Origin of the sequence: uncultured Nocardioides sp. (assembly GCF_947488025.1) — a bacterium.
GTDB lineage: Bacteria > Actinomycetota > Actinomycetes > Propionibacteriales > Nocardioidaceae > Nocardioides.
The window spans coordinates 1-17264 of the sequence record NZ_CANKYS010000017.1 but is presented as its reverse complement, the minus strand read 5'-3'; the positions used below and the strand labels follow the sequence as shown (position 1 = coordinate 17264).

Annotated in this window: 22 protein-coding genes; 15 read left to right on the top strand and 7 right to left on the bottom strand. The window is 71.2% G+C overall.

The window, feature by feature from the left end:
• Positions 1 to 80: 80 nt before the first annotated feature.
• Genes Q1B24_RS20155 through Q1B24_RS20145 form a run of 3 tightly spaced genes read left to right on the top strand, consistent with a single transcriptional unit; the run spans position 81 to position 1962 of the window.
• Entirely contained in the window at positions 81 to 722 is a 642-nt protein-coding gene (locus Q1B24_RS20155; RefSeq protein WP_299932064.1) for a hypothetical protein, read from the top strand.
• 20 nt (positions 723 to 742) lie between these two features.
• Positions 743 to 1084, top strand: a complete 342-nt coding sequence (locus Q1B24_RS20150; RefSeq protein ID WP_299932062.1) for a DUF2200 domain-containing protein — start codon at positions 743 to 745, stop codon at positions 1082 to 1084.
• Positions 1085 to 1119: 35 nt separating this feature from the next.
• Positions 1120 to 1962: an alpha/beta fold hydrolase gene (locus Q1B24_RS20145; protein WP_299932060.1), complete on the top strand. Its 843-nt coding sequence runs from the start codon at positions 1120 to 1122 to the stop codon at positions 1960 to 1962.
• Here Q1B24_RS20145 and Q1B24_RS20140 read toward each other — a convergent pair.
• On the bottom strand, positions 1952 to 2815 hold the full coding sequence (locus Q1B24_RS20140; protein WP_299932058.1) for a LysR substrate-binding domain-containing protein: 864 nt from the start codon (positions 2813 to 2815) through the stop codon (positions 1952 to 1954). The two genes, Q1B24_RS20145 and Q1B24_RS20140, sit on opposite strands and share 11 nt — an antisense overlap.
• 83 nt (positions 2816 to 2898) lie before the next feature.
• Between Q1B24_RS20140 and Q1B24_RS20135 the strand changes: the two genes are divergently transcribed.
• Positions 2899 to 3786 carry an EamA family transporter gene (locus Q1B24_RS20135; RefSeq protein WP_299932056.1) on the top strand — a complete coding sequence of 296 codons (888 nt, stop codon included), beginning with the start codon at positions 2899 to 2901 and terminating at the stop codon, positions 3784 to 3786.
• Positions 3787 to 3858: 72 nt separating this feature from the next.
• Here the strand turns inward: Q1B24_RS20135 and Q1B24_RS20130 are convergent, their stop codons facing one another.
• Entirely contained in the window at positions 3859 to 4269 is a 411-nt protein-coding gene (locus Q1B24_RS20130) for a PRC-barrel domain-containing protein (RefSeq protein ID WP_299932054.1), read from the bottom strand.
• Positions 4270 to 4413: 144 nt separating this feature from the next.
• Between Q1B24_RS20130 and Q1B24_RS20125 the strand changes: the two genes are divergently transcribed.
• The 4 genes from Q1B24_RS20125 to Q1B24_RS20110 all read left to right on the top strand — a co-directional run bounded on the left by Q1B24_RS20125 (position 4414) and on the right by Q1B24_RS20110 (position 7592).
• Positions 4414 to 5151: a response regulator transcription factor gene (locus tag Q1B24_RS20125; RefSeq protein ID WP_299932052.1), complete on the top strand. Its 738-nt coding sequence runs from the start codon at positions 4414 to 4416 to the stop codon at positions 5149 to 5151.
• On the top strand, positions 5148 to 6548 hold the full coding sequence (locus Q1B24_RS20120; protein ID WP_299932050.1) for a HAMP domain-containing sensor histidine kinase: 1401 nt from the start codon (positions 5148 to 5150) through the stop codon (positions 6546 to 6548). Before Q1B24_RS20125 ends, Q1B24_RS20120 begins: the two co-directional genes overlap by 4 nt.
• On the top strand, positions 6545 to 7189 hold the full coding sequence (locus Q1B24_RS20115; protein WP_299932047.1) for a GerMN domain-containing protein: 645 nt from the start codon (positions 6545 to 6547) through the stop codon (positions 7187 to 7189). The genes Q1B24_RS20120 and Q1B24_RS20115 overlap by 4 nt, the downstream gene beginning before the upstream one ends.
• 118 nt (positions 7190 to 7307) lie before the next feature.
• Positions 7308 to 7592: a Fe-S cluster assembly protein HesB gene (locus tag Q1B24_RS20110; protein ID WP_299932046.1), complete on the top strand. Its 285-nt coding sequence runs from the start codon at positions 7308 to 7310 to the stop codon at positions 7590 to 7592.
• A 52-nt stretch (positions 7593 to 7644) separates the two neighbouring features.
• Here Q1B24_RS20110 and Q1B24_RS20105 read toward each other — a convergent pair whose 3' ends face one another.
• On the bottom strand, positions 7645 to 9255 hold the full coding sequence (locus tag Q1B24_RS20105) for a M20/M25/M40 family metallo-hydrolase (RefSeq protein ID WP_299932044.1): 1611 nt from the start codon (positions 9253 to 9255) through the stop codon (positions 7645 to 7647).
• A gap of 168 nt (positions 9256 to 9423) precedes the next feature.
• On the opposite strand from Q1B24_RS20105, the gene Q1B24_RS20100 reads away from it, so the two are divergent.
• From Q1B24_RS20100 to Q1B24_RS20080, 5 genes are all read left to right on the top strand, one after another.
• Positions 9424 to 9828 (top strand): four-helix bundle copper-binding protein, encoded by a 405-nt coding sequence (locus Q1B24_RS20100; RefSeq protein WP_299932041.1) that lies wholly within the window; start codon positions 9424 to 9426, stop codon positions 9826 to 9828.
• 70 nt (positions 9829 to 9898) lie between these two features.
• Positions 9899 to 11140 carry a DUF2254 domain-containing protein gene (locus tag Q1B24_RS20095; RefSeq protein ID WP_299932039.1) on the top strand — a complete coding sequence of 414 codons (1242 nt, stop codon included), beginning with the start codon at positions 9899 to 9901 and terminating at the stop codon, positions 11138 to 11140.
• A 111-nt stretch (positions 11141 to 11251) separates the two neighbouring features.
• The gene (locus tag Q1B24_RS20090) at positions 11252 to 11932 is read left to right on the top strand and encodes a DUF305 domain-containing protein (RefSeq protein ID WP_299932037.1); all 681 of its coding nucleotides are present in this window, start codon (positions 11252 to 11254) and stop codon (positions 11930 to 11932) included.
• A 38-nt stretch (positions 11933 to 11970) separates the two neighbouring features.
• Positions 11971 to 12840 (top strand): potassium channel family protein, encoded by an 870-nt coding sequence (locus Q1B24_RS20085; protein ID WP_299932035.1) that lies wholly within the window; start codon positions 11971 to 11973, stop codon positions 12838 to 12840.
• Positions 12841 to 12964: 124 nt separating this feature from the next.
• Entirely contained in the window at positions 12965 to 13108 is a 144-nt protein-coding gene (locus Q1B24_RS20080) for a hypothetical protein (RefSeq protein ID WP_299932033.1), read from the top strand.
• On the opposite strand, the gene Q1B24_RS20075 is transcribed toward Q1B24_RS20080, so the two are convergent.
• The 4 genes from Q1B24_RS20075 to Q1B24_RS21895 all read right to left on the bottom strand — a co-directional run bounded on the left by Q1B24_RS20075 (position 13077) and on the right by Q1B24_RS21895 (position 16316).
• Complete coding sequence (locus Q1B24_RS20075) at positions 13077 to 14612, bottom strand: CYTH and CHAD domain-containing protein (RefSeq protein WP_299932031.1); 1536 nt, start codon at positions 14610 to 14612, stop codon at positions 13077 to 13079. The two genes, Q1B24_RS20080 and Q1B24_RS20075, sit on opposite strands and share 32 nt — an antisense overlap.
• 335 nt (positions 14613 to 14947) lie before the next feature.
• Positions 14948 to 15307, bottom strand: a complete 360-nt coding sequence (locus Q1B24_RS20070) for a HepT-like ribonuclease domain-containing protein (protein WP_299932029.1) — start codon at positions 15305 to 15307, stop codon at positions 14948 to 14950.
• A complete protein-coding gene (locus tag Q1B24_RS20065) occupies positions 15307 to 15780 on the bottom strand; it encodes a nucleotidyltransferase domain-containing protein (protein WP_299932028.1) in 474 nt (157 codons plus the stop codon). Before Q1B24_RS20065 ends, Q1B24_RS20070 begins: the two co-directional genes overlap by 1 nt.
• 113 nt (positions 15781 to 15893) lie before the next feature.
• Positions 15894 to 16316 (bottom strand): HIT domain-containing protein, encoded by a 423-nt coding sequence (locus Q1B24_RS21895; RefSeq protein ID WP_366916562.1) that lies wholly within the window; start codon positions 16314 to 16316, stop codon positions 15894 to 15896.
• Between the two features lie 232 nt (positions 16317 to 16548).
• On the opposite strand from Q1B24_RS21895, the gene Q1B24_RS20060 reads away from it, so the two are divergent.
• A complete protein-coding gene (locus Q1B24_RS20060; protein ID WP_299932027.1) occupies positions 16549 to 16830 on the top strand; it encodes a hypothetical protein in 282 nt (93 codons plus the stop codon).
• 57 nt (positions 16831 to 16887) lie between these two features.
• A complete protein-coding gene (locus tag Q1B24_RS20055) occupies positions 16888 to 17226 on the top strand; it encodes a site-specific integrase (protein WP_299932025.1) in 339 nt (112 codons plus the stop codon).
• The last annotated feature ends 38 nt before the right edge of the window (positions 17227 to 17264 follow it).

Sequence of the window (17264 nt, the reverse complement as noted above, 5' to 3'; positions counted from 1 at the left end):
GGCGCAGGTCACGGTCTGGTGCGGCACCGAACGGGGTACTGAGCCGTCCCCGACGTAGAACCCGACGAGAGGATCCGCTGGTGAACCCCACCCGCCTGCTCACGCTCCCCGCCCACGCCGCCGCCGCCGTCATCGGCACCTCCGTGGGCGTGGCCACCACCGGAGTGCGTACGACGGCCCGCGTCGTCGGACGGGTGATCGAGCAGGTGTCGGGCTCCGGCTCCGCGCCGTCGCGCCCGTGGCCCGGTGAGCGCACCACCCCGTCCCCGGTCGCCCCCGTCCCCAGCACCCCCACGACCGCAGCGGGCCGCGCCGCCGCGGAGGCTCCCGCCACGACGACGGCTGCCACCACGTCGGCGGCGAAGACGACGACTGCAAAGAAGGCGCCTGCCAAGAAGGTTCCCGCGACGAAGACGGCTGCCAAGAAGACGGCTGCGAAGAAGACGGCTGCGAAGAAGACGGCACGCAAGGCACCCTCCAAGCAGGCCGCGGTGCTCGCTCCGGCCCTCGGCCTGAGCGAGGACGAGGTCGAGGCCGTCACCGGCGACGGCCCGGTGACCCCGTCCGGCATCCCGGCCGCGGGCGAGGGGGTCAACCCCGACACGACCGAGACCGACCTCCACCAGCCGGGCACCGAGCCGCTGATGGACCCGTCCACGGTCAAGGCGGCCGTCAGCGAGTCCGACATGATGCGCCGGGCCGCGGACACCGACAAGGGCTGATCCCGCCTATCCTCGACAGCGTGCACCGGATCTTCACCACGAGCGTGGCCTCGGTCTACCCCCACTACGTCGCCAAGGCGGAGCGCAAGGGGCGCACCCGCGCGGAGGTCGACGAGGTCATCGAGTGGCTGACCGGGTTCGACCACGCGCAGCTGCAGGCCCACCTCGACGGCGGCACGACGTTCGAGGAGTTCTTCGCCGGGGCGCGGCTCAACCCGCACGTCGACCAGATCACCGGCTCGGTGTGCGGGGTCAAGGTGCAGGAGGTGGAGGACCCGCTCATGCGGCAGATCCGCTACCTCGACAAGCTGGTCGACGAGCTCGCCAAGGGCCGTCCGATGGAGAAGGTGCTGCGGGCCTGAGCGGCTGGAGTCCCGCGTCCGGGGTACGGGGCCACATGGCCCACCATCCCGACCCGCACGTGTCCTGGCGTCGACGCACCGTCCGCGGCGACGGCGTCGACCTGGCGGTGCACGAGACCGGCGCCCCCGACGCCCCCGTGGTCGTCCTGGTCCACGGCTATCCCGACACCCACCGGATGTGGCTGCCCGTGGCGGAGCGGCTGGCCTCCCGGCTGCGGGTCGTGCTCTACGACACGCGCGGCCAGGGCCTCTCCCCCACCGATGCACCTGACGCGGCGTTCACGCTCCCCCACCTCGCCGCCGACCTGATGGCCGTGGTCGACGACGCGAGCCCCGACGGCCCCGCCCACGTCGTCGGCCACGACTGGGGTTCGGTGCAGGCGTGGGAGGCGGTGTGCGAGCCGGGTACGGCCGACCGCATCGCGTCCTTCACCTCGATCAGCGGGCCCAACCTCGACCACGTCGCGGCGTGGACCCGACGCACGCTCCGCCGCCCCTCCCCGGCCGCAGTCGCGCGGCTCGCCGCCCAGGGCCTCGCGTCGTCCTACGTCCCGTTCCTCGTCTCGCCGCTGGCGCCCCCGGTCCTCGGGGTGCTGGGCGGGCGCGACATGGTCTCGGGGCTGCGCTACTACCGCGGCAACGTCGCCCTGCACCGCCGGCCTCGAGAGCGTCGTACGAGCGTGCCGGTGCTGCAGCTGGCCCTGACCCGCGACCCGGCGATCCGGCGGTCCGCGCTCGAGGCCAGCGATCCCTGGTGCGACGACCTGCGGCGCCACGACCTGCCGTTCGGGCACTGGGCGCCGCGGTCGCACCCGGACGTCGTCGCCCGGGAGGTCCTCGGCCACGTCACCGAGCACCCGGGCCCGATCAGCCGGTGACCAGCCGGTCGGTCACCGCGCGCAGCGGCGGCCAGCCGCCCCGCCCGCGTCGCGTCACCGCGAAGGCGCGCAGCCGCACCTCCGGGTCCCGCAGGCGTACGACGCTGACCCCGCGCCGCGACGCCCGCCCCCGCGGGAGCAGGGCGACGCCGCGCCCGGCCACCACCAGGTCGTCGACGAGCTCGAGCGCGTCGATGCGGTGCACCACGTGCGGCGCGAAGCCGGCGCGCGAGGCGAGGGTGCGCAGCGCGTCCTCGTCGGCGGTGTGGCGCGAGTTCACGATCCAGTCGCGGTCGGCGAGGTCGGCGAGCGTCAGGTGCCGGTCCCGGGTCGGCACGCCGATCCCCCACTCGACGTCCCAGAGCGGGGCCACGACGTGGTCGTCGCGCCACTCCGCGGGCGCGAGGTCGTAGTCGTAGACGAGGGCCAGGTCGACGTCGTCACGGGCGAGGAGGTCGAAGGACTCGAGCGGCTCGTACTCGTGGATGCGCACCTCGATGCCCGGATGGGTCGTGCGCAGGTCGTCGATGGCGGGCAGCAGCGACCTCCGGATCGCCGAGGCGAACCCGGCGACGCGCACCACGCCGGCGGGTTCCGCCGCCGGGTCGAGGTCCAAGCGGGCGGACTCGACCGCGGCCAGGATGGTCACCGCGTGGTCGGCCAGGCGTCGTCCGGCGGGGGTCAGCCGCACCCGTCGGCCGTCGGGCTCGAGCAGCGGGCTCCCGACGTCGCGTGCCAGCGCGGCGATGCCCTGCGAGACGCTCGACGTCGTCGTCCCGAGCGCGTCGGCGACCTCGTGCATCGAGCCGAGGCGCGAGAGCTCGAGCAGCATGCGGAGCCGGCGTACGTCCATCGCCCCATTGTGTCGAAATGACGAACGAACCGTCCAGCAGAATCACGTGGACGTGAACGGTCTGGGCGCCGTCTACTGGGGTCATGCACTCCTCCACCTCGCGCTCCGCGGCCCGCACGGGCGCGTCGATGGCGGTCGCCTCGATGCTCTGCGTGCAGCTCGGTCTGGCCGCCTCGGTCGGCCTCATCGACGACATCGGCGCGGCTGGCGCGGCCTGGATCCGGCTCTTCTGGGCCGGGATCCTGCTGCTGGTCGTCGTACGACCCCGGCTGGCGCTCTACTCCCGCGAGGCGCTGTGGTCCGGTGCGGCGCTCGGCGTCGTCACCGCCGGGGTCACCCTGCTCTTCATGGCCGCCGTGGCGCGCCTCCCCCTCGGCACGGCCAGCGCGCTCGAGTTCCTCGGACCGCTGACGATCGCCGTGTGGCGCAGCCGCGGCGTGGGCCGGTCGTGGGCCGCCGTGGCCGCGGTCGGCGTCCTGCTCCTCACCCAGCCCTGGACCGGGGCGGCCGACCCCGTCGGCGTGGCCTTCGCCCTCGGCGCCGCGGTGTGCTGGGCGGCGTACATCCTGCTGACCCAGCGCGTCGGCGACGCCGTCAGCGGGCTCGGCGGCCTCGCGATCTCGATGCCCGTCGCCGCCCTGGTGGCGACCGTGGTCGCCGGGCCGGGTGTCGTCGGGCACCTCACGCCGCAGCTCCTGCTGTACGGGCTGGGCCTGGCGATCCTGCTCCCGGTCGTGCCCTTCGCGCTCGAGCTGGTCGCGCTGCGCCGACTCACCACCGGCGCCTTCGGGACCCTGATGGCCCTCGAGCCGGCCTTCGCCCTGGTGATCGGCTTCCTCGTTCTCAGCCAGGTGCCCAACGGGGTCGCCGTCGTGGGCATCCTCCTCGTCGTGGCGGCCGGCATCGGCGCCGAGCGCACCGGCGCTCGCGCGGCGCCGGCGTCGTCCGTGCCCGAGCCCGTCACGGCGTGAGGACGTCCTCGGAGGCCCCTTCCCCCGAGGACGTCCTCGTTCCCCCCATGCCCGACGCACGTCGGGCAGTCCTCACCAGCGCCGGTCGAGGAAGTACGGCGCTGCGTAGCCGTCCTCCCAGAAGGGCGTGTAGCCGAAGTAGCTGTAGACGGGGCCGTAGTCGACCGGCCCGGGCAGCTCGGGGTCGTAGTCGAACCCCGACGCGACATGGAGGTCGCTGCGCTCCAGCCGCACGTGGGCGCGGACGCGCGAGACCGCGTCGACCGGGACCAGCCGCTTGTGCTCGCCGATCCCGAGGATGCCTCCCGACGCGACCACCAGCAGCCGCGCGCGGCGGTCGACCGAGTCGACCAGGATCTCCTCGACCTCGCCGACGCGGTGCTCCCGCACGTCCAGCACGGTCATCCCGCGCACGTCGTCCTGCTCCTCGGCCAGGCTCATCCGATCGTCGGTGAGCGGCAACAGCTCCAGCGTCGTGGTCATCGGCGCGTCCTCCCGTGAGTGTGGCCGTCGAGCCTCGCACCCACGTGTGACGAGCGGTCGTGTCGACGCATTGCAGTTGCGTGACAATGGCCGCGCCGCGCGCTCCGTGCAGCAGCGCTGAGCCACGATGGCACGATGGACGACATGCCGACGCGAGTTCTGGTCCTCGAGGACGACGCCGGGCTGCGCACGTCGCTGCGGCTCGTGCTCGAGGACAGCGGCTACGCCGTCGTCGAGGCCGACGAGGCCGAGGCCGCCCTGGAGCTGGTCGAGCAGGGCGTCGACGTCATGCTCGTCGACCTGATGCTGGGCGGGGTCGACGGGTTCACCTTCATCAGCCGGGCACGGCCCCTGACGCAGGCCCCGATCGTGGTGATCAGTGCGCGCGACGGCGTGCAGGACATCGTGTCGGCGCTGGAGGCCGGCGCGGACGACTACGTGACCAAGCCGTTCGAGGTCGAGGAGGTGCAGGCGCGGCTGCGCGCGATGCTGCGACGTCCGGCCCTGGTCAGCTCCCCGGCCGCGACCGGCGACGAGACCCGGCTCGAGGACGGCAGCCGCGCCAGCGACGTGGTCGTCCTCGACGCCGTCGACGGTCCCCTGGTCTTCCACCGCGCCGGCGCCCAGCTCGTCCGCGGCGACCGCGACATCCACCTGACGATGACCGAGTACCGCCTGCTGTCGGTGCTCACCGAGAACATCGGACGCGTCCTGAGCCGCACCGCCCTCCTCGAGCACGTGTGGGAGCGCGGCTTCTTCGGCGACGAGCGCATCGTCGACGTGCACGTCCGGCGGCTGCGCAAGAAGCTCGAGCTCGACCCGGCCGAGCCCCGCACCCTCGTCACGGTCCGTGGACTCGGTTACCGGCTCGACGCACGGTGACCCGCCGGTTGCCCCGCCCGGGGCTGCGCGCCTCGGTGACGGCGGCCTTCGCCCTCGGGGCGCTCCTGCTCTCGGTCGCCCTGTCGGTGGGCACCTACGTCCTCGCGCGACACCTCCTGCTCGAGCAGCGTGAGCGGACCGCCCTGCGACAGGCGTACGCCGACGCCGCCCTGGTCAGGAGCGGCCTCGGCACCTCCGGCACACCGGTCAGCGAGGTGCTCGGGGGCGTCGCACCGCCCGCCGGTGCCTCGATGTACGTCCGGCAGGACGGCAGCTGGTACTCCTCGACCCTCGACCAGTCCGGCGAGGACCTCACCGAGGTCGTCCGCCCCCTCGTGGCCGAGGGCGAGGTGGGGGTGGGGTGGACGTCCCGGACCGAGCCGCACGCCGTCGTGGTCGGCGTACCGCTCCCGGCCGTCGGCGCGGAGTACTACGAGGTGTCGGTCGCGCGGGAGCTGGACGCCACGCTGCACACGCTGGCCGTGGCGCTGGCGGTCGGCGCCGCCCTCACCACCGTGGCGGGCGCCGGCCTCGGCCGGGCCGCCAGCAGGCGGGTCCTGGCCCCGCTGACCGACGTCACGCGCGCGGCGGTCGACATCTCGGCCGGCGACCTCGAGAGGCGGCTGCGGGACACGCACGACCCCGACCTCACGTCGCTCGTGAGCTCCTTCAACGACATGGTCGACGCCCTGCACAGCCGCATCCAGCGCGACGCCCGCTTTGCCGCCGACGTCAGCCACGAGCTCCGCACCCCGGTCACCACGCTGACCACCAGCCTCGCCCTGCTGGAGCGCGCCGACGACCTCAGCCCGCAGGCGCAGCAGGCCGTGCGGCTCATGTCGGCCGAGCTGTCGCGCTTCCGCCGTGCCCTCGAGGACCTCCTCGCCCTCGGCCGCCTCGAGGCCGGGATCGACGAGGCGAGGGTCACCACGACCGCAGCGCACGAGCTGGCCCGGCAGGCGCTCGTGGCCAGCGGCCGGCGCGCCGACCTGCTGGAGGACCTCGACGGGCCCGGCGACGCGCCGGGACCGCTCGTGCTGGTGGACCGTCCGCAGATGGTGCGCGCGCTGGTGAACCTCTACGACAACGCCGACCTCCACGGTGACGGCCTCGTCGCCGTCCGGGTGGCCGCGCGTGGCGGTCGCGCCGAGATCAGCGTCCGCGACCGCGGGCCGGGTGTGCCGGAGCAGGACCGTCGCCGCATCTTCGAGCGCTTCGCCCGGGCGGGGGGCTCCAGGCCCGGGACCGGCAGCGGACTCGGCCTCAGCCTCGTCGCGGAGACCGTGCACCGGCACGGTGGCGACGTCCGGTGCGACTCGACCGGCAGCGGGGCCGAGTTCGTCGTCGGCCTTCCCCTCGCCGACTCTCTCGCCGACCCTGCGGGCGGTGCCGCATGAGGTGGCTGCTCGCCGTGGCCGTACTGCTCTCCGTGACCGCGTGCGGCCTGCCGGACGAGGAGCGGAACCGGACGGTCGATGCCGCCTCGGTGCCCTACAACCTGTTGGCCCCTCCCGAGGAGGAGCGGGCCGACGCGACCGGACTGGCGGTCCCGCGCGGCGTGCCCGTCGTCTTCTGGTTGCGACGCGACGACCGGCTGACGCCCGCACCGGTCACCACGACGTGCGACGACCCCACCGCGGACGTCGTGGAGGACGTGCTCGACACGCTGGCCGAGCCGCCGACGTCGGAGGAGCGCAGCGCCGGGTGGACGTCGGCGGTCCCGCCCTCGGCACGTCTGGAGCTCGTCGCGCTCGAGGACGGTGTCGCTGTCGTCGACCTCGACCCGATGGCCCTGGGCGACGCCGAGCGGCTGCCTCTCGCCGTGGGACAGCTGGTGCTCTCGCTGTCCTCCGCGCCCGGTGTCGACGGGCTCCGCCTGGTCACCTCCGGCGAGGCCGTCGACGTACCCCTGCCGGACGGCGCGCTCGCGGACCGTCCCGTGACGGCGGACGACTACGTCGAGCTGCTGCCGCCGGCCCTCGTCGCGGGCACGGGCCCCGCCCGCACGCTGTCGCGCGACGTCGGCTGCCCCGCATGACAGCCACGTGACGACGACGTGACGCCACCCCGACGGTCTGCGAGCAGCCGCGTCGAGGTCCTTGTCCGAGCCCGCCGCGGGTGACTCCATGGAGGGAGACCGACGAGAGGAGCCCGACATGTTCACGATGACCCACGAAGCACGAGCCGTCGTCCGCCGGGTGACGGCACACCCCCGTCTCGGCGAGGAGTCCGGGTTGCGCATCGCGTCGCAGGACGAGCAGACCGACGCCCTCGGCGTCGGGATGGCAGCGGGTCCCAGGCGCGGCGACGAGGTCGTGGAGCACGACGGTGCCCGCGTGTACCTCGACGAGGAGGCGGTACCCCGGGTCCGGGGTCGGCTCCTCGACGCGGTGACCGAGGACAGCGGGCGCGTGCAGTTCGTCGTACGGCGCGCCGGCTGAGGCCGACAGGAGGGGTGGGGGCGGGCCGCCCCCACCCCTCCTCGTGCGCTCCTCAGCGTGCGTGTCGGTCGGTCATCGTCGCGAGCGACCGCTCGAAGTCGCCCGGCTTCACCTGGCCGCGTCCCGGGTGCCCCGGGGCACCGTTGACGGTCGAGGTGTCGTAGGCGAACGTGAGGACGGACGTGGCGATCGCGTCCGAGTTCACGTCCAAGGCGTCCACGTTGACGTTGCCGATCAGGGTGTAGTCCTCACGCAGCTGGTCGTAGAGGGCGACGTCCTGGCCCTCGCCGGTCAGGTTGTCGCACGGCGCGTGGTAGCACGGGTCGTACGCCGCCCCGGCCACGCCGCCGTAGAGCTCCGCCTCGGCTGCGGTCTTGGTGGCCTCGGCGCCGGTGAAGAGACCACCGGCCGGGATGCCCACCGCGATGAAGGGCCCGTAGTCCGAGCGACCCGAGAACTCGGTGTCCTGGAACGGCTCGCCCCGGTCGGCGTAGTACTTCTCGAAGACGTCCTCGATCTCGGCCGAACCCTCCGGGATGAACCCGGGAGCGGCCGTCCCGCCGGAGTTGTCCCCGTCGTAGACGCCGAACATGTAGTTGGCCGAGGCGATCATGTCGAAGTTGAGGTAGAGCGCGATGTCGTCGGCCTGCTCCTCGCTCAGCTGGGAGACGTAGTACTCCGAACCCAGGAGGCCGTCCTCCTCGGCTCCCCACCAGGCGAACCGCACCGTGTTGGTGGGCTTGACCTTCGCCATCTGGATGGCCGTCTCGAGGAGGGCGGCGGCGCCGGCGCCGTTGTCGTTCATGCCGGCGCCGTCCTGGATGCCGTCGAGGTGGGCGCCGGCCATGACGGTGTTGGCGTCGTCACCAGCCTCAGTCTCCGCCAGCACGTTGTACGCCGTGCGGGTCTCGGCGGTGTAGTCGACCGTCACCGTGACGGTGGCGCCCGGGGTGCTCGCCAGGTCGGCGCCCGCCGCGAAGGTGGCGAACACTGCCGGGATCGTCAGGCCGGTCGCGTCGCCGATCATGTTGAGCAGGCCGGTGCGGCCGGGCTGCCCCTCGTTCATGATGACGACGGCGGCCGCCCCAGCGGCCTGCGCGTTGAGCGCCTTGACCGCGAAACCACAGCTGCCCCGCTGCATGAGGGCGACGCCCCCGGCGGGGAAGCCTGCGAAGTCGGCGGCCTCGCAGCCGCTCGTGTTGCTGTTGGGCGGCAGGCTCGGGTTGATGACGAGCCCGACCGGGACGAGCGCACCCGACGCCGTCCCTTCGGGGCTCCCGGAGTCGAAGGCGTTGCGGAGGAAGTCGGTGCCGTTGACGAACGTGCGGGGGTTCGGCGAGACCCTGATCAGCTCGGAGTTCTCCTCGAAGTAGGGGAAGTCGAACTCCTGGACCGTCGGTGCGTACCCGGCGGCCTCGAGCTGCTCGACGACGTAGTCGACGGACGCCCGGTCGCCGGGTCGACCGGACGCTCGGTCTCCGTTGGCGTCGGCGATCTCCTGGAGGGCCTCGAGGTGGTCGACGACGCCGTCCACCGTGACCGCCTCCGTGAGCTTGCGGACGGTGTTGTTGTTCGGGTCGGCGTACGCCGGTGGGCTGGTCATGGCGCCGAGCAGCGCCGCTGTCGCGGCCGCCGTCACAGCCACGTGGAACCGTCTGGGCATGGGGGTCTCCTTCGCCTAGAGAGGGGGTTCTCGACACTAGGGGCGCGATCCCTACCCCGGGCATGGCCCGGACGGGCTAACCGTCGGCGTCAGCCTCCGTGCGCCGCCGCATGGACCGTGTCGCGGTGGGCACAGGACGGACACCCCCCGAGCCGAGAGGACGACCAGATGACCCACACGATCAGCGCGATGATGGACAGCTCCCCCGCCGAGGTCGCCGTCGACCAGCAGCTGCTGGCCGAGTGCATCGAGGCCTGCCTGGTGTGTGCCCAGACGTGCACCGCCTGCGCCGACGCCTGCCTGAGCGAGGAGTCGGTGGCCGACCTGCGACGCTGCATCCGCACCGACCTCGACTGCGCCGACATCTGCGAGACCACGGGCCGCGTCCTGTCACGGCAGACGGACCCCGATGTCGCCATCATCCGCGCCGTCCTCGAGGCCTGCGCCCGAGCCTGCAAGTCGTGCGGGGACGAGTGCGCGCAGCACGCCGAGATGCACGAGCACTGCCGGATCTGCGCCGAGGCCTGCCGCCGGTGCGAGGAGGCCTGCACCAAGCTCCTGGCCGCGCTGTGACCACTCTCTCCACTGCGACGGACGGGACGTCGAGCCTGCTCATCGAGCCGGGTCCGTCGGACGACCTCCAGTGAGGAGGTTCTGGACGCGCCTGCGGGACAAGTTCTGGGTGCTGCCCCTGGTCTTCGCGCTCGCCGCCGTGTTCCTCGGCCTCGGGCTCACCGCCCTCGATGCCTGGCTCGACACCTCCCTCGAGCTTCCGCTGCTGTTCGCAGGCGGGCCCGAGGGGGCCCGATCCCTGCTGTCGGCCATCATCACGTCGATGATCTCGTTCACCGGTCTGGTGTTCTCGATCACCATCGTCGTCCTGCAGCTCACGAGCAGCCAGTTCTCGCCGCGCGTCCTGCGCACCTTCCTGCGTGACTGGTTCAACCAGGTCGCGCTCGGAGTCTTCGTCGCTACCTTCGTCTACTCGCTCGTCGTGCTCCGCGCCGTGCGGGGGACGGCCGAGACCGACACCTTCGTGCCGCAGCTCTCGGTGACCGTGGCGTTCGGGTTCGTGCTGGCGAGCGTGGTGGTCTTCCTCCTCTACATCGACCACATCGCCCAGTCGATCCGGGCTGCGACGATCGTGACCCAGATCGGCGAGGACACCCGCGTGGCGATCGAACGCACGCACCCGTCGGACGCGGAGCCGCGCACTCGCGTCCCCCCGCCTGCCACCGCAGGGCGCCGCGTCGCGTCGGACGCGTCCGGCGTCGTGCAGCAGGTCGACGACCGAGCCCTGCTCGAGCTGGCCGAGGAGCACGGGGTGACCATCACGGTGCTGCGAGCAGTCGGCGAGTTCGTGCCCGAGGGCGCTGCCCTCCTCGAGGTGCACGGCGCGGACCTTCCCGACGAGGCATCGCTCCGCGCGGCCGTTCACCTCGGCAAGGAGCGGGTCCTCGACGACGACCCGGGGTTCGGTCTGCGCCAGCTGGTGGACATCGCCGAGCGAGCCCTCTCCCCCGGGATCAACGATCCGATCACCGCCGTCCAGGTGATCGACCAGCTCCACGACCTGCTGCGGTTCCTGTCCGCCCGTCCCCTGCCAGGACGCCAGACGTTCGGCGAGGACGGACGACTGGCGGTGCACGTGCCCCAGGCGACGTTCGAGGACCACGTCCGCCTGGCCGTCGACGAGATCGCGCACTGGGGTGCTGACTCCCCGCGCGTGCAGCGGCGTCTACGGGCGATGTTGGTCGACGTCCAGGAGGCGGCGCTGCCGGAGAACCGGGATGCCGTCGCTCGAGCCTTGCAGTCGCTGGGCCCCAGCTCGCACCTCGCCGCCCGGGCACCCGTCCCTCAGCCCACGGACGACCACCTGCGCTGAGCCCCTGCACTCCCCGTCACCGGACCGTTGCGCGAGCGCATTGATCCCGTCCTGAACGGGCACGGAACGAGCCGAGACGGGGACCGACGACCTGATCGAGGAGACGCCGCCATGGCAGAGGACTCCGCGGGGCACCGCGACACGACGACCTCCGGTTCCGAGGAGCAGGAGCAGCACGACGTATCGGGCAACGGCAACGGCAACGGACGCATGTACCTGCGGTTCGGACTGATGATCCTGACCTCGACCGTGCTGATGTTCGCCCTGACGTACACCAACGTCTTCAGCATCGATCACGTCCGCTTCAGCGAGGAGCGGGTCTACATGGCCGTGCTGATGGGCTCGATGATGGCACTGGTGATGCTCGCCTTCATGGCCGGGATGATGTATCGAGACCGGAGGCTCAACGCGATCGTCGTCGTGGTGGCCCTGGTACTGGGGGGCACGGCGCTCTACCTGTCGCGCTCGCAGGCCCTGGTCGAGGACGAGAGCTACATGAACGCGATGATCCCACATCACTCCATCGCGATCCTCACCAGCGAACGCGCCGGCATCGACGACCTGCGCGTCCGCGAGCTGGCCGACGCCATCGCCGCCACCCAGCGCAAGGAGATCAAGGAGATGGACTGGCTGGTGCAGGACATCGAGGAGCACGGACCGGCGACCACCCGCGAGGAGGCCGATGCCCGGCCGGTGCCCGACTTCAGCTCTGCCAGCGCCTCGGCGACGAGCATCCGCCTCCTGTGGGATGCGCTCGGCGCGGTCTCCGCACGACCCCTCGGCCTGCCTTGAGTGACCTCGGCAGCTGGGTCGTGAGCAGCCTGGGGCTCATGGTGGTCGCTGCGACGCTGCGCGACATCTTCCACACGCTGTGGCACCCCAGTGGCTTCGGCACCCTGGCTCGGACCGTCCTGCGGCTGAGCTGGAGGGCGAGGACCCGGTGCCTGCCCGCGGGCAGTCGCGACCTGGCGGGGCCGCTCGGGCTGATGGCTGTGGTCCTGGCCTGGACCGGGCTCGTGGTGGCCGGCTTCGTGCTCGTCTACTGGCCGCACATGCCGGACGGCTTCCACTTCGGCACGTCCCTGTCGCCCGAGCGCTCGTCCGGGCCCACGGCCGCGTTGTACCTGTCGCTGGTGACCGTGGCCACCTTGGGCTTCGGGGACATCCTGCCCGCAGATCCGGCGCTACGCCTGCTCGCACCCGCGCAGGCCCTGGTGGGCTTCGTCCTGCTCACGGCGGCGATCTCATGGGTCCTGCAGGTCTATCCCGCCCTGGGCCGTCGCCGCGCCTTCGCACGCCGGCTGAGCGCCATGCACTCCCACGACTCCGACGAGGTCATCCGGATCGCGGACGCAGCCACCGTCACACGGATGCTCGACTCCTTGGCAGACGGGGTGGCACAGCTCGAGAGCGACTTCCTCCAGTACGCCGAGTCCTACTACTTCTCCGAGCGGGACCGATCGCTCTCCCTGGCCGCGACGCTCCCCTACACCCTCGATCTGGTGGCCGCTGGCCAGCAGTCGGATGCCCACGCGGTGCGCACCGCCGCCGCGGTCCTTGCCGAGACGATCGAGTCGCTCGCCGCCCGGCTGGATTCCAGCTACCTGCACACGGGCGGGGGCACGGCGCAGACCCTGGAAGCCTTCGCTCGCGACCACGGCCACGAAGACGTCGCGACGACGCCCGCGGGCGACGGCTGATCGCGACTGGCGCTGAGGCGCGTTCCGCGACGGACCGGCACGGGCCTCGCGCCTGCGATCGGCATGGGGATCGGCGCGATGTGCGCCGCCATGCTGCGCCCCCCTCACCTCTACGCTCCTGGCCATGCTGCTGCTCGGCGCGGACGGCGTCTCGGTGACCCCACAGGTCGTGGTGGCCGTGGTCACCGCCTTCCTGGTGACCACCCTGCTCCCGGTTCCGCGGCGAGGAGACGTCGTCACGCCTCGAGTCGGCGTCGCAGCCCCTTGAGGTAGAGCCGCGTCCATGCGTCCTCGAAGTCCCGGACGGCCGCTTCGGCATGCACCTCCTCGAGCTGGTGCAGTCGGCCGTAGGTGAAGCCGTTCTGACCCTGGACGTGTGCGCGCGCCCCGTAGTCACGCAGGACGCGCCGTGACATCACGGTGTCCTGGAACTCGCCGAGGGACTGCTGGATCCGCTCGACCGAGACAGCCAGGTCGTCGGCCTGCTTCCCGAGGACCGGAGACATCGACTCGGCGGCATAGCGCAGCCGCTTCGCCTTCTTGCGAGCCTCGTGGAGAGCGAGGTCGCGGTGCTCACCGTCCTCCGCGCGCTGAACCCCCTTCACGGCACGTCGCAACCGTCGGGCATCTCGCACCAGCAGGCGTGCGAAGACGCTCCGGGCCGGTTCCTCACCTTCGGCAGTGAACGACGGCGATCGCACGATGTCATCGAGGTGGTCGAGGAGCCGGAAGTACCGCGCACTCCCGAGAGCGGCCATCGTCTGCTCCCGCGCGTCCCTCTCGACCGCCCTGAGGTCGTCGTCGATCAGACCGGCCACAGGACCGAGCACCAGGTCCTCCGGCTGAGCCGCCACCAGGCAGTGCAGCCGCTGTCGGAGCACCTGGGCATCCCGCGCCGGGCCGAGAGCCTGGCCGAGCCACCGCAGCTCCGCCGCCAGCGACTCCGCGGCTGCAGCGTCATCGAGGAGTGGTCCGTACGTCTTGAGCGCCGAGCGCAGTCGCCGCGCGGCGATGCGCATCTTGTGCACGGACCCGGCCTCACCGGCCCTGAGGAGCCGATCCCGCTCGAGGAGCTGGTCGAGCTGGCGCCCCAGCACGTCGGTGAGTGCCCCACCTGCGGTTGCCCGTCGGAGCTCCTCCTCCCCCATCGGCGACGACGCGGGTGCAACGAGACCGGTCATGGTCCTGGCCAGCTTGGAGGTCGCCTGACCCCGCTGCGCGCCGGCGTCTCGCCACACCTCCTCCACCAGACCGAGGAGGACGTCGTCGCCGGACGCCAGCTCGACCTCCCACTCCCGCCACTCGCGGACCTCGGCGCCGACGTGCAGCTGCTCGCCGCGGACGTGGTCGTCGCAGATGCGGGCCAGCACACCGCCGGCGGCGTCCAGGAGCTCGCTCTCCAGACGACGGGTGGCGATGCGAGCCACCGGCACCAGGGGGCGGCCCCGCACGACTGCTCGGACCGGCTCGAGCAACGCGTCGGGGACCGACCGCGTGGCCCGGCCCAACGGCCTCCGCAGCTCGGTCCGGGCATCGTCGACGCCGGGCAGCTTCATGTGCCACCCCGCGTCAGCGCCACCTGTCCGGCGCCGCAGGGTGACACCCCGGCGAGCCAGGTCGAAGTCGGCCGTGTCGAAGTACACCGCCTCGAGGTCCACCTCGACCGCCTGGCCCACTCGCGCCACGCCATCGATGCCGACGAGGACAGGTAGCACCGTCGCGGAGTCCACGTCGAAGGTGCGCTCGATCTCGGTCGTCGACTCGGTCGTCATGACCCATTGTCCGCCCGTTGCCAGCTGTGGGCCAAGTGCACCTGTCGCACATGCGAAAGACCCCCACAGCCAGGCTGTGGGGGTCTTTCGGTTTTTGTAGCGGGGGCAGGATTTGAACCTGCGACCTCTGGACATCCAGCGCGAGCGGGCACGAGGCGTCCAGAGTTTGCCGGACTTTGAGCATTCGTGCGCTGACCTGCGCGAACGCTGCAAATGAGGGTGACGCAGGGCCCGCACTTCTTGCTGGGATGTGACCCCACGAGGCGACTCTTGCTGTGGTTTTCGGGGCCTATACGCGACACGACTCGAATCAAAGGTTCTCGCGGGTCGCGACCTCACTCGGCTTCGGCGAGCGCTGTCGATGCCTCACCAAAGAGGCCCTGTAGCGAGACCTTCCACGCCGGCAGATCTCTCGAGAGCGTCAGCCAGGTGAGCTCGCGGTTGATCTCGTCGTACTGATGAATGATGAAGTTGCGGTTGGCGACTGCGAGTGCCCACTCGACGCCGTCCGGCGCCAGGACGTCGAGCCGGGACAGCCGGTTGGCTGCTTCACCGAGCTTCATCATGAGTGAGTCCCCCGCCTCTTGGAGCAGGTCGTCGGCGAGGTAAGCCTCCTTGCCGCGGCGCACGATCTCGTCGACGCGGGTCAGCCAAGCCTGGATGTGGAGGAGCTCCTTGGCGGCCTTGAGCTCCATCAGAGGAGTACCGCTTCGCGACGGACGTCGTCATCGAGGGTTGGAGTCAGGCCGCCGTAGTCGACCAGGTCGATCTGCCGGCCGAGCACCCGCTCGAGCAACTGCTTGAACCGGATGAAGCCGAACGACGACGTCCCCTCGGGCGCCTCGACCAGCAGATCGATATCGGAGTCCTGACCTGCCTCACGACGGGCTACCGAACCGAAAACCGCGAGCCTCCCGTACCCCGCATCCTCGGCAAGACGCCGGAGCACAGGCGCAGCCGCGTCGATGAGTTTCTCGGGATGAACACTCGACAGATCCGACGCCGCCCTCAACTGCTGACTCACCGCAGGCTGACTGACCCCAAGCGCCGTCGCGATCTCCCGCTGGCTCATCCCGGTCGCCACCATCGCCCTCAGGGCGAGCACACGCCGAAGCCGCGCGACATCCTCGTCATGTCGCGCCTCGCGGTACTCGGCAACGAGCGTCATAAGGGTATCTTATCACCCCCGTAGTGGCCGCCCGTCTCCCAGGACGGAATACCTGCGCAGGAGGGTCACACACCGACGATGACGCAGCTCGGACGAGCCCGGATCTGCCGAGATCAGCGCATGGCGGCTGCCAGAGCCTCTGGCAAAGCGGCGTCGGTGGAAAGCCTGGAACGCCCCGCGGGCCAAGTGCTGAACCCATCGTCCGGTCGCCGTGGCACGACGTGGAAGTGAAGGTGTTGCACGGACTGCTCTGACCCAGGTCCGCTCGCGTTCAAGACATTGACGCCGGTAGCGCCCAGGACGGACTGCATCGCCACGCTGAGTCGATGGACGAGAGTCATGGCGTCGGCCAGGTCCGCTGGTTCAGCGTCTTGCACGCCGACTACGTGTCGCGCAGAAACCACGAGCGTGTGGCCAGGGGCCAGCGCTCCCTCCGGAAGCGGCAGAAAGGCCACGGCGTTGGCATCCCTCGCAACCCAGCGCGCCGGGGCTTCTCCTTCCAAGATCTCGCAGAAGACGCATCGCTCAGTGCCCATGCCGACATCGTGACAGCGCAGGCTGACAGGACCCCCGGACCCTGTTCCGGCGCGTCCAAATCTGCCGCTTTGAGGGCGGCTACGCTCGCCCGACCATGCCGCTGAGCGTGCGCTCGCAGACGCACGCTCCTGCCGCAGAGCGGATGGCGGCATAGCGTCCGCTACTGCCGCTGTGAGGGCATGGTCGTCGAGAAAGCGTCCTGCCGCTGCCGAAATTAGTAGCCTCGCTGGTATGTCCAGCAAGTCGGAGCGGAGGGCCGCACGCGAGGCGGTTGCGGAGTATCACCAGGCTCAGTTGGCTGCACTTGTCCAACATGTCGGGGAGGCCGTTGACCGCTTTCGTGCCGGTCAGCTCGATGTCTTCGAGGTCGATCAGGTCGTCTTTCATTACGGCCGCGCGGCGAAGGAACTCTGGAAGTTCTGCAACGCTTCGGACGTCGAGTTCACAACCAGCCTGATTGGTAACGGTCCGCCTGTCGACTGGTGGGAACGCGGCGCACCCAGGCGCCGATGACGACGGCTGCACAGCGGTGGCGTTGACGGCGCCTTCTACGAGTGACGCAGTGGGGCGATGAACACCGCCCAACTCATCGTCCCTGGCGAAGACGCCAGCGCAACGCTTCGCATCGCCGTCGCGGCCTACCTCGCACGGTTCAAGGGCCAGTCCCGGATCCACACCGAGTCCGACCTACGCTCCTACCTCGGCTGGTGCGGCCGGCAAGGACTGGAGCCGTTGGCGGCCCAGCGCCCCCACGTCGAGCTCTTCCTCCGCTGGATGCAGGAGGTCGGCCTCTACAAGCCCTCCACCGTCTCGCGTCGGCTCTCGGTGGTCGCCGGCTTCTACCGGACCTGCGTCATCGACGGCCTCCTAAGCCTCGATCCACCGATGGGCACGGTTGGGATGGGTTGATTGTCGCCGTCGTGGGGTGAGTGTTCGGTGGCGTGAGG

Bases quoted from the DNA above. Each gene is read 5' to 3' on its own strand.
- Q1B24_RS20075 (WP_299932031.1), bottom strand. From the start codon at position 14,612: ATGACGACCGAGTCGACGACCGAGATCGAGCGCACCTTCGACGTGGAC.
- Q1B24_RS20090 (WP_299932037.1), top strand. From the start codon at position 11,252: ATGGCAGAGGACTCCGCGGGGCACCGCGACACGACGACCTCCGGTTCC.
- Q1B24_RS20060 (WP_299932027.1), top strand. From the start codon at position 16,549: ATGTCCAGCAAGTCGGAGCGGAGGGCCGCACGCGAGGCGGTTGCGGAG.
- Q1B24_RS20140 (WP_299932058.1), bottom strand. From the start codon at position 2,815: ATGGACGTACGCCGGCTCCGCATGCTGCTCGAGCTCTCGCGCCTCGGC.
- Q1B24_RS20130 (WP_299932054.1), bottom strand. From the start codon at position 4,269: ATGACCACGACGCTGGAGCTGTTGCCGCTCACCGACGATCGGATGAGC.
- Q1B24_RS20115 (WP_299932047.1), top strand. From the start codon at position 6,545: ATGAGGTGGCTGCTCGCCGTGGCCGTACTGCTCTCCGTGACCGCGTGC.
- Q1B24_RS20100 (WP_299932041.1), top strand. From the start codon at position 9,424: ATGACCCACACGATCAGCGCGATGATGGACAGCTCCCCCGCCGAGGTC.
- Q1B24_RS20135 (WP_299932056.1), top strand. From the start codon at position 2,899: ATGCACTCCTCCACCTCGCGCTCCGCGGCCCGCACGGGCGCGTCGATG.
- Q1B24_RS20125 (WP_299932052.1), top strand. From the start codon at position 4,414: ATGCCGACGCGAGTTCTGGTCCTCGAGGACGACGCCGGGCTGCGCACG.
- Q1B24_RS20110 (WP_299932046.1), top strand. From the start codon at position 7,308: ATGTTCACGATGACCCACGAAGCACGAGCCGTCGTCCGCCGGGTGACG.
- Q1B24_RS20055 (WP_299932025.1), top strand. From the start codon at position 16,888: ATGAACACCGCCCAACTCATCGTCCCTGGCGAAGACGCCAGCGCAACG.
- Q1B24_RS21895 (WP_366916562.1), bottom strand. From the start codon at position 16,316: ATGGGCACTGAGCGATGCGTCTTCTGCGAGATCTTGGAAGGAGAAGCC.
- Q1B24_RS20070 (WP_299932029.1), bottom strand. From the start codon at position 15,307: ATGGAGCTCAAGGCCGCCAAGGAGCTCCTCCACATCCAGGCTTGGCTG.
- Q1B24_RS20080 (WP_299932033.1), top strand. From the start codon at position 12,965: ATGCTGCTGCTCGGCGCGGACGGCGTCTCGGTGACCCCACAGGTCGTG.
- Q1B24_RS20085 (WP_299932035.1), top strand. From the start codon at position 11,971: ATGGTGGTCGCTGCGACGCTGCGCGACATCTTCCACACGCTGTGGCAC.
- Q1B24_RS20105 (WP_299932044.1), bottom strand. From the start codon at position 9,255: ATGCCCAGACGGTTCCACGTGGCTGTGACGGCGGCCGCGACAGCGGCG.
- Q1B24_RS20065 (WP_299932028.1), bottom strand. From the start codon at position 15,780: ATGACGCTCGTTGCCGAGTACCGCGAGGCGCGACATGACGAGGATGTC.
- Q1B24_RS20145 (WP_299932060.1), top strand. From the start codon at position 1,120: ATGGCCCACCATCCCGACCCGCACGTGTCCTGGCGTCGACGCACCGTC.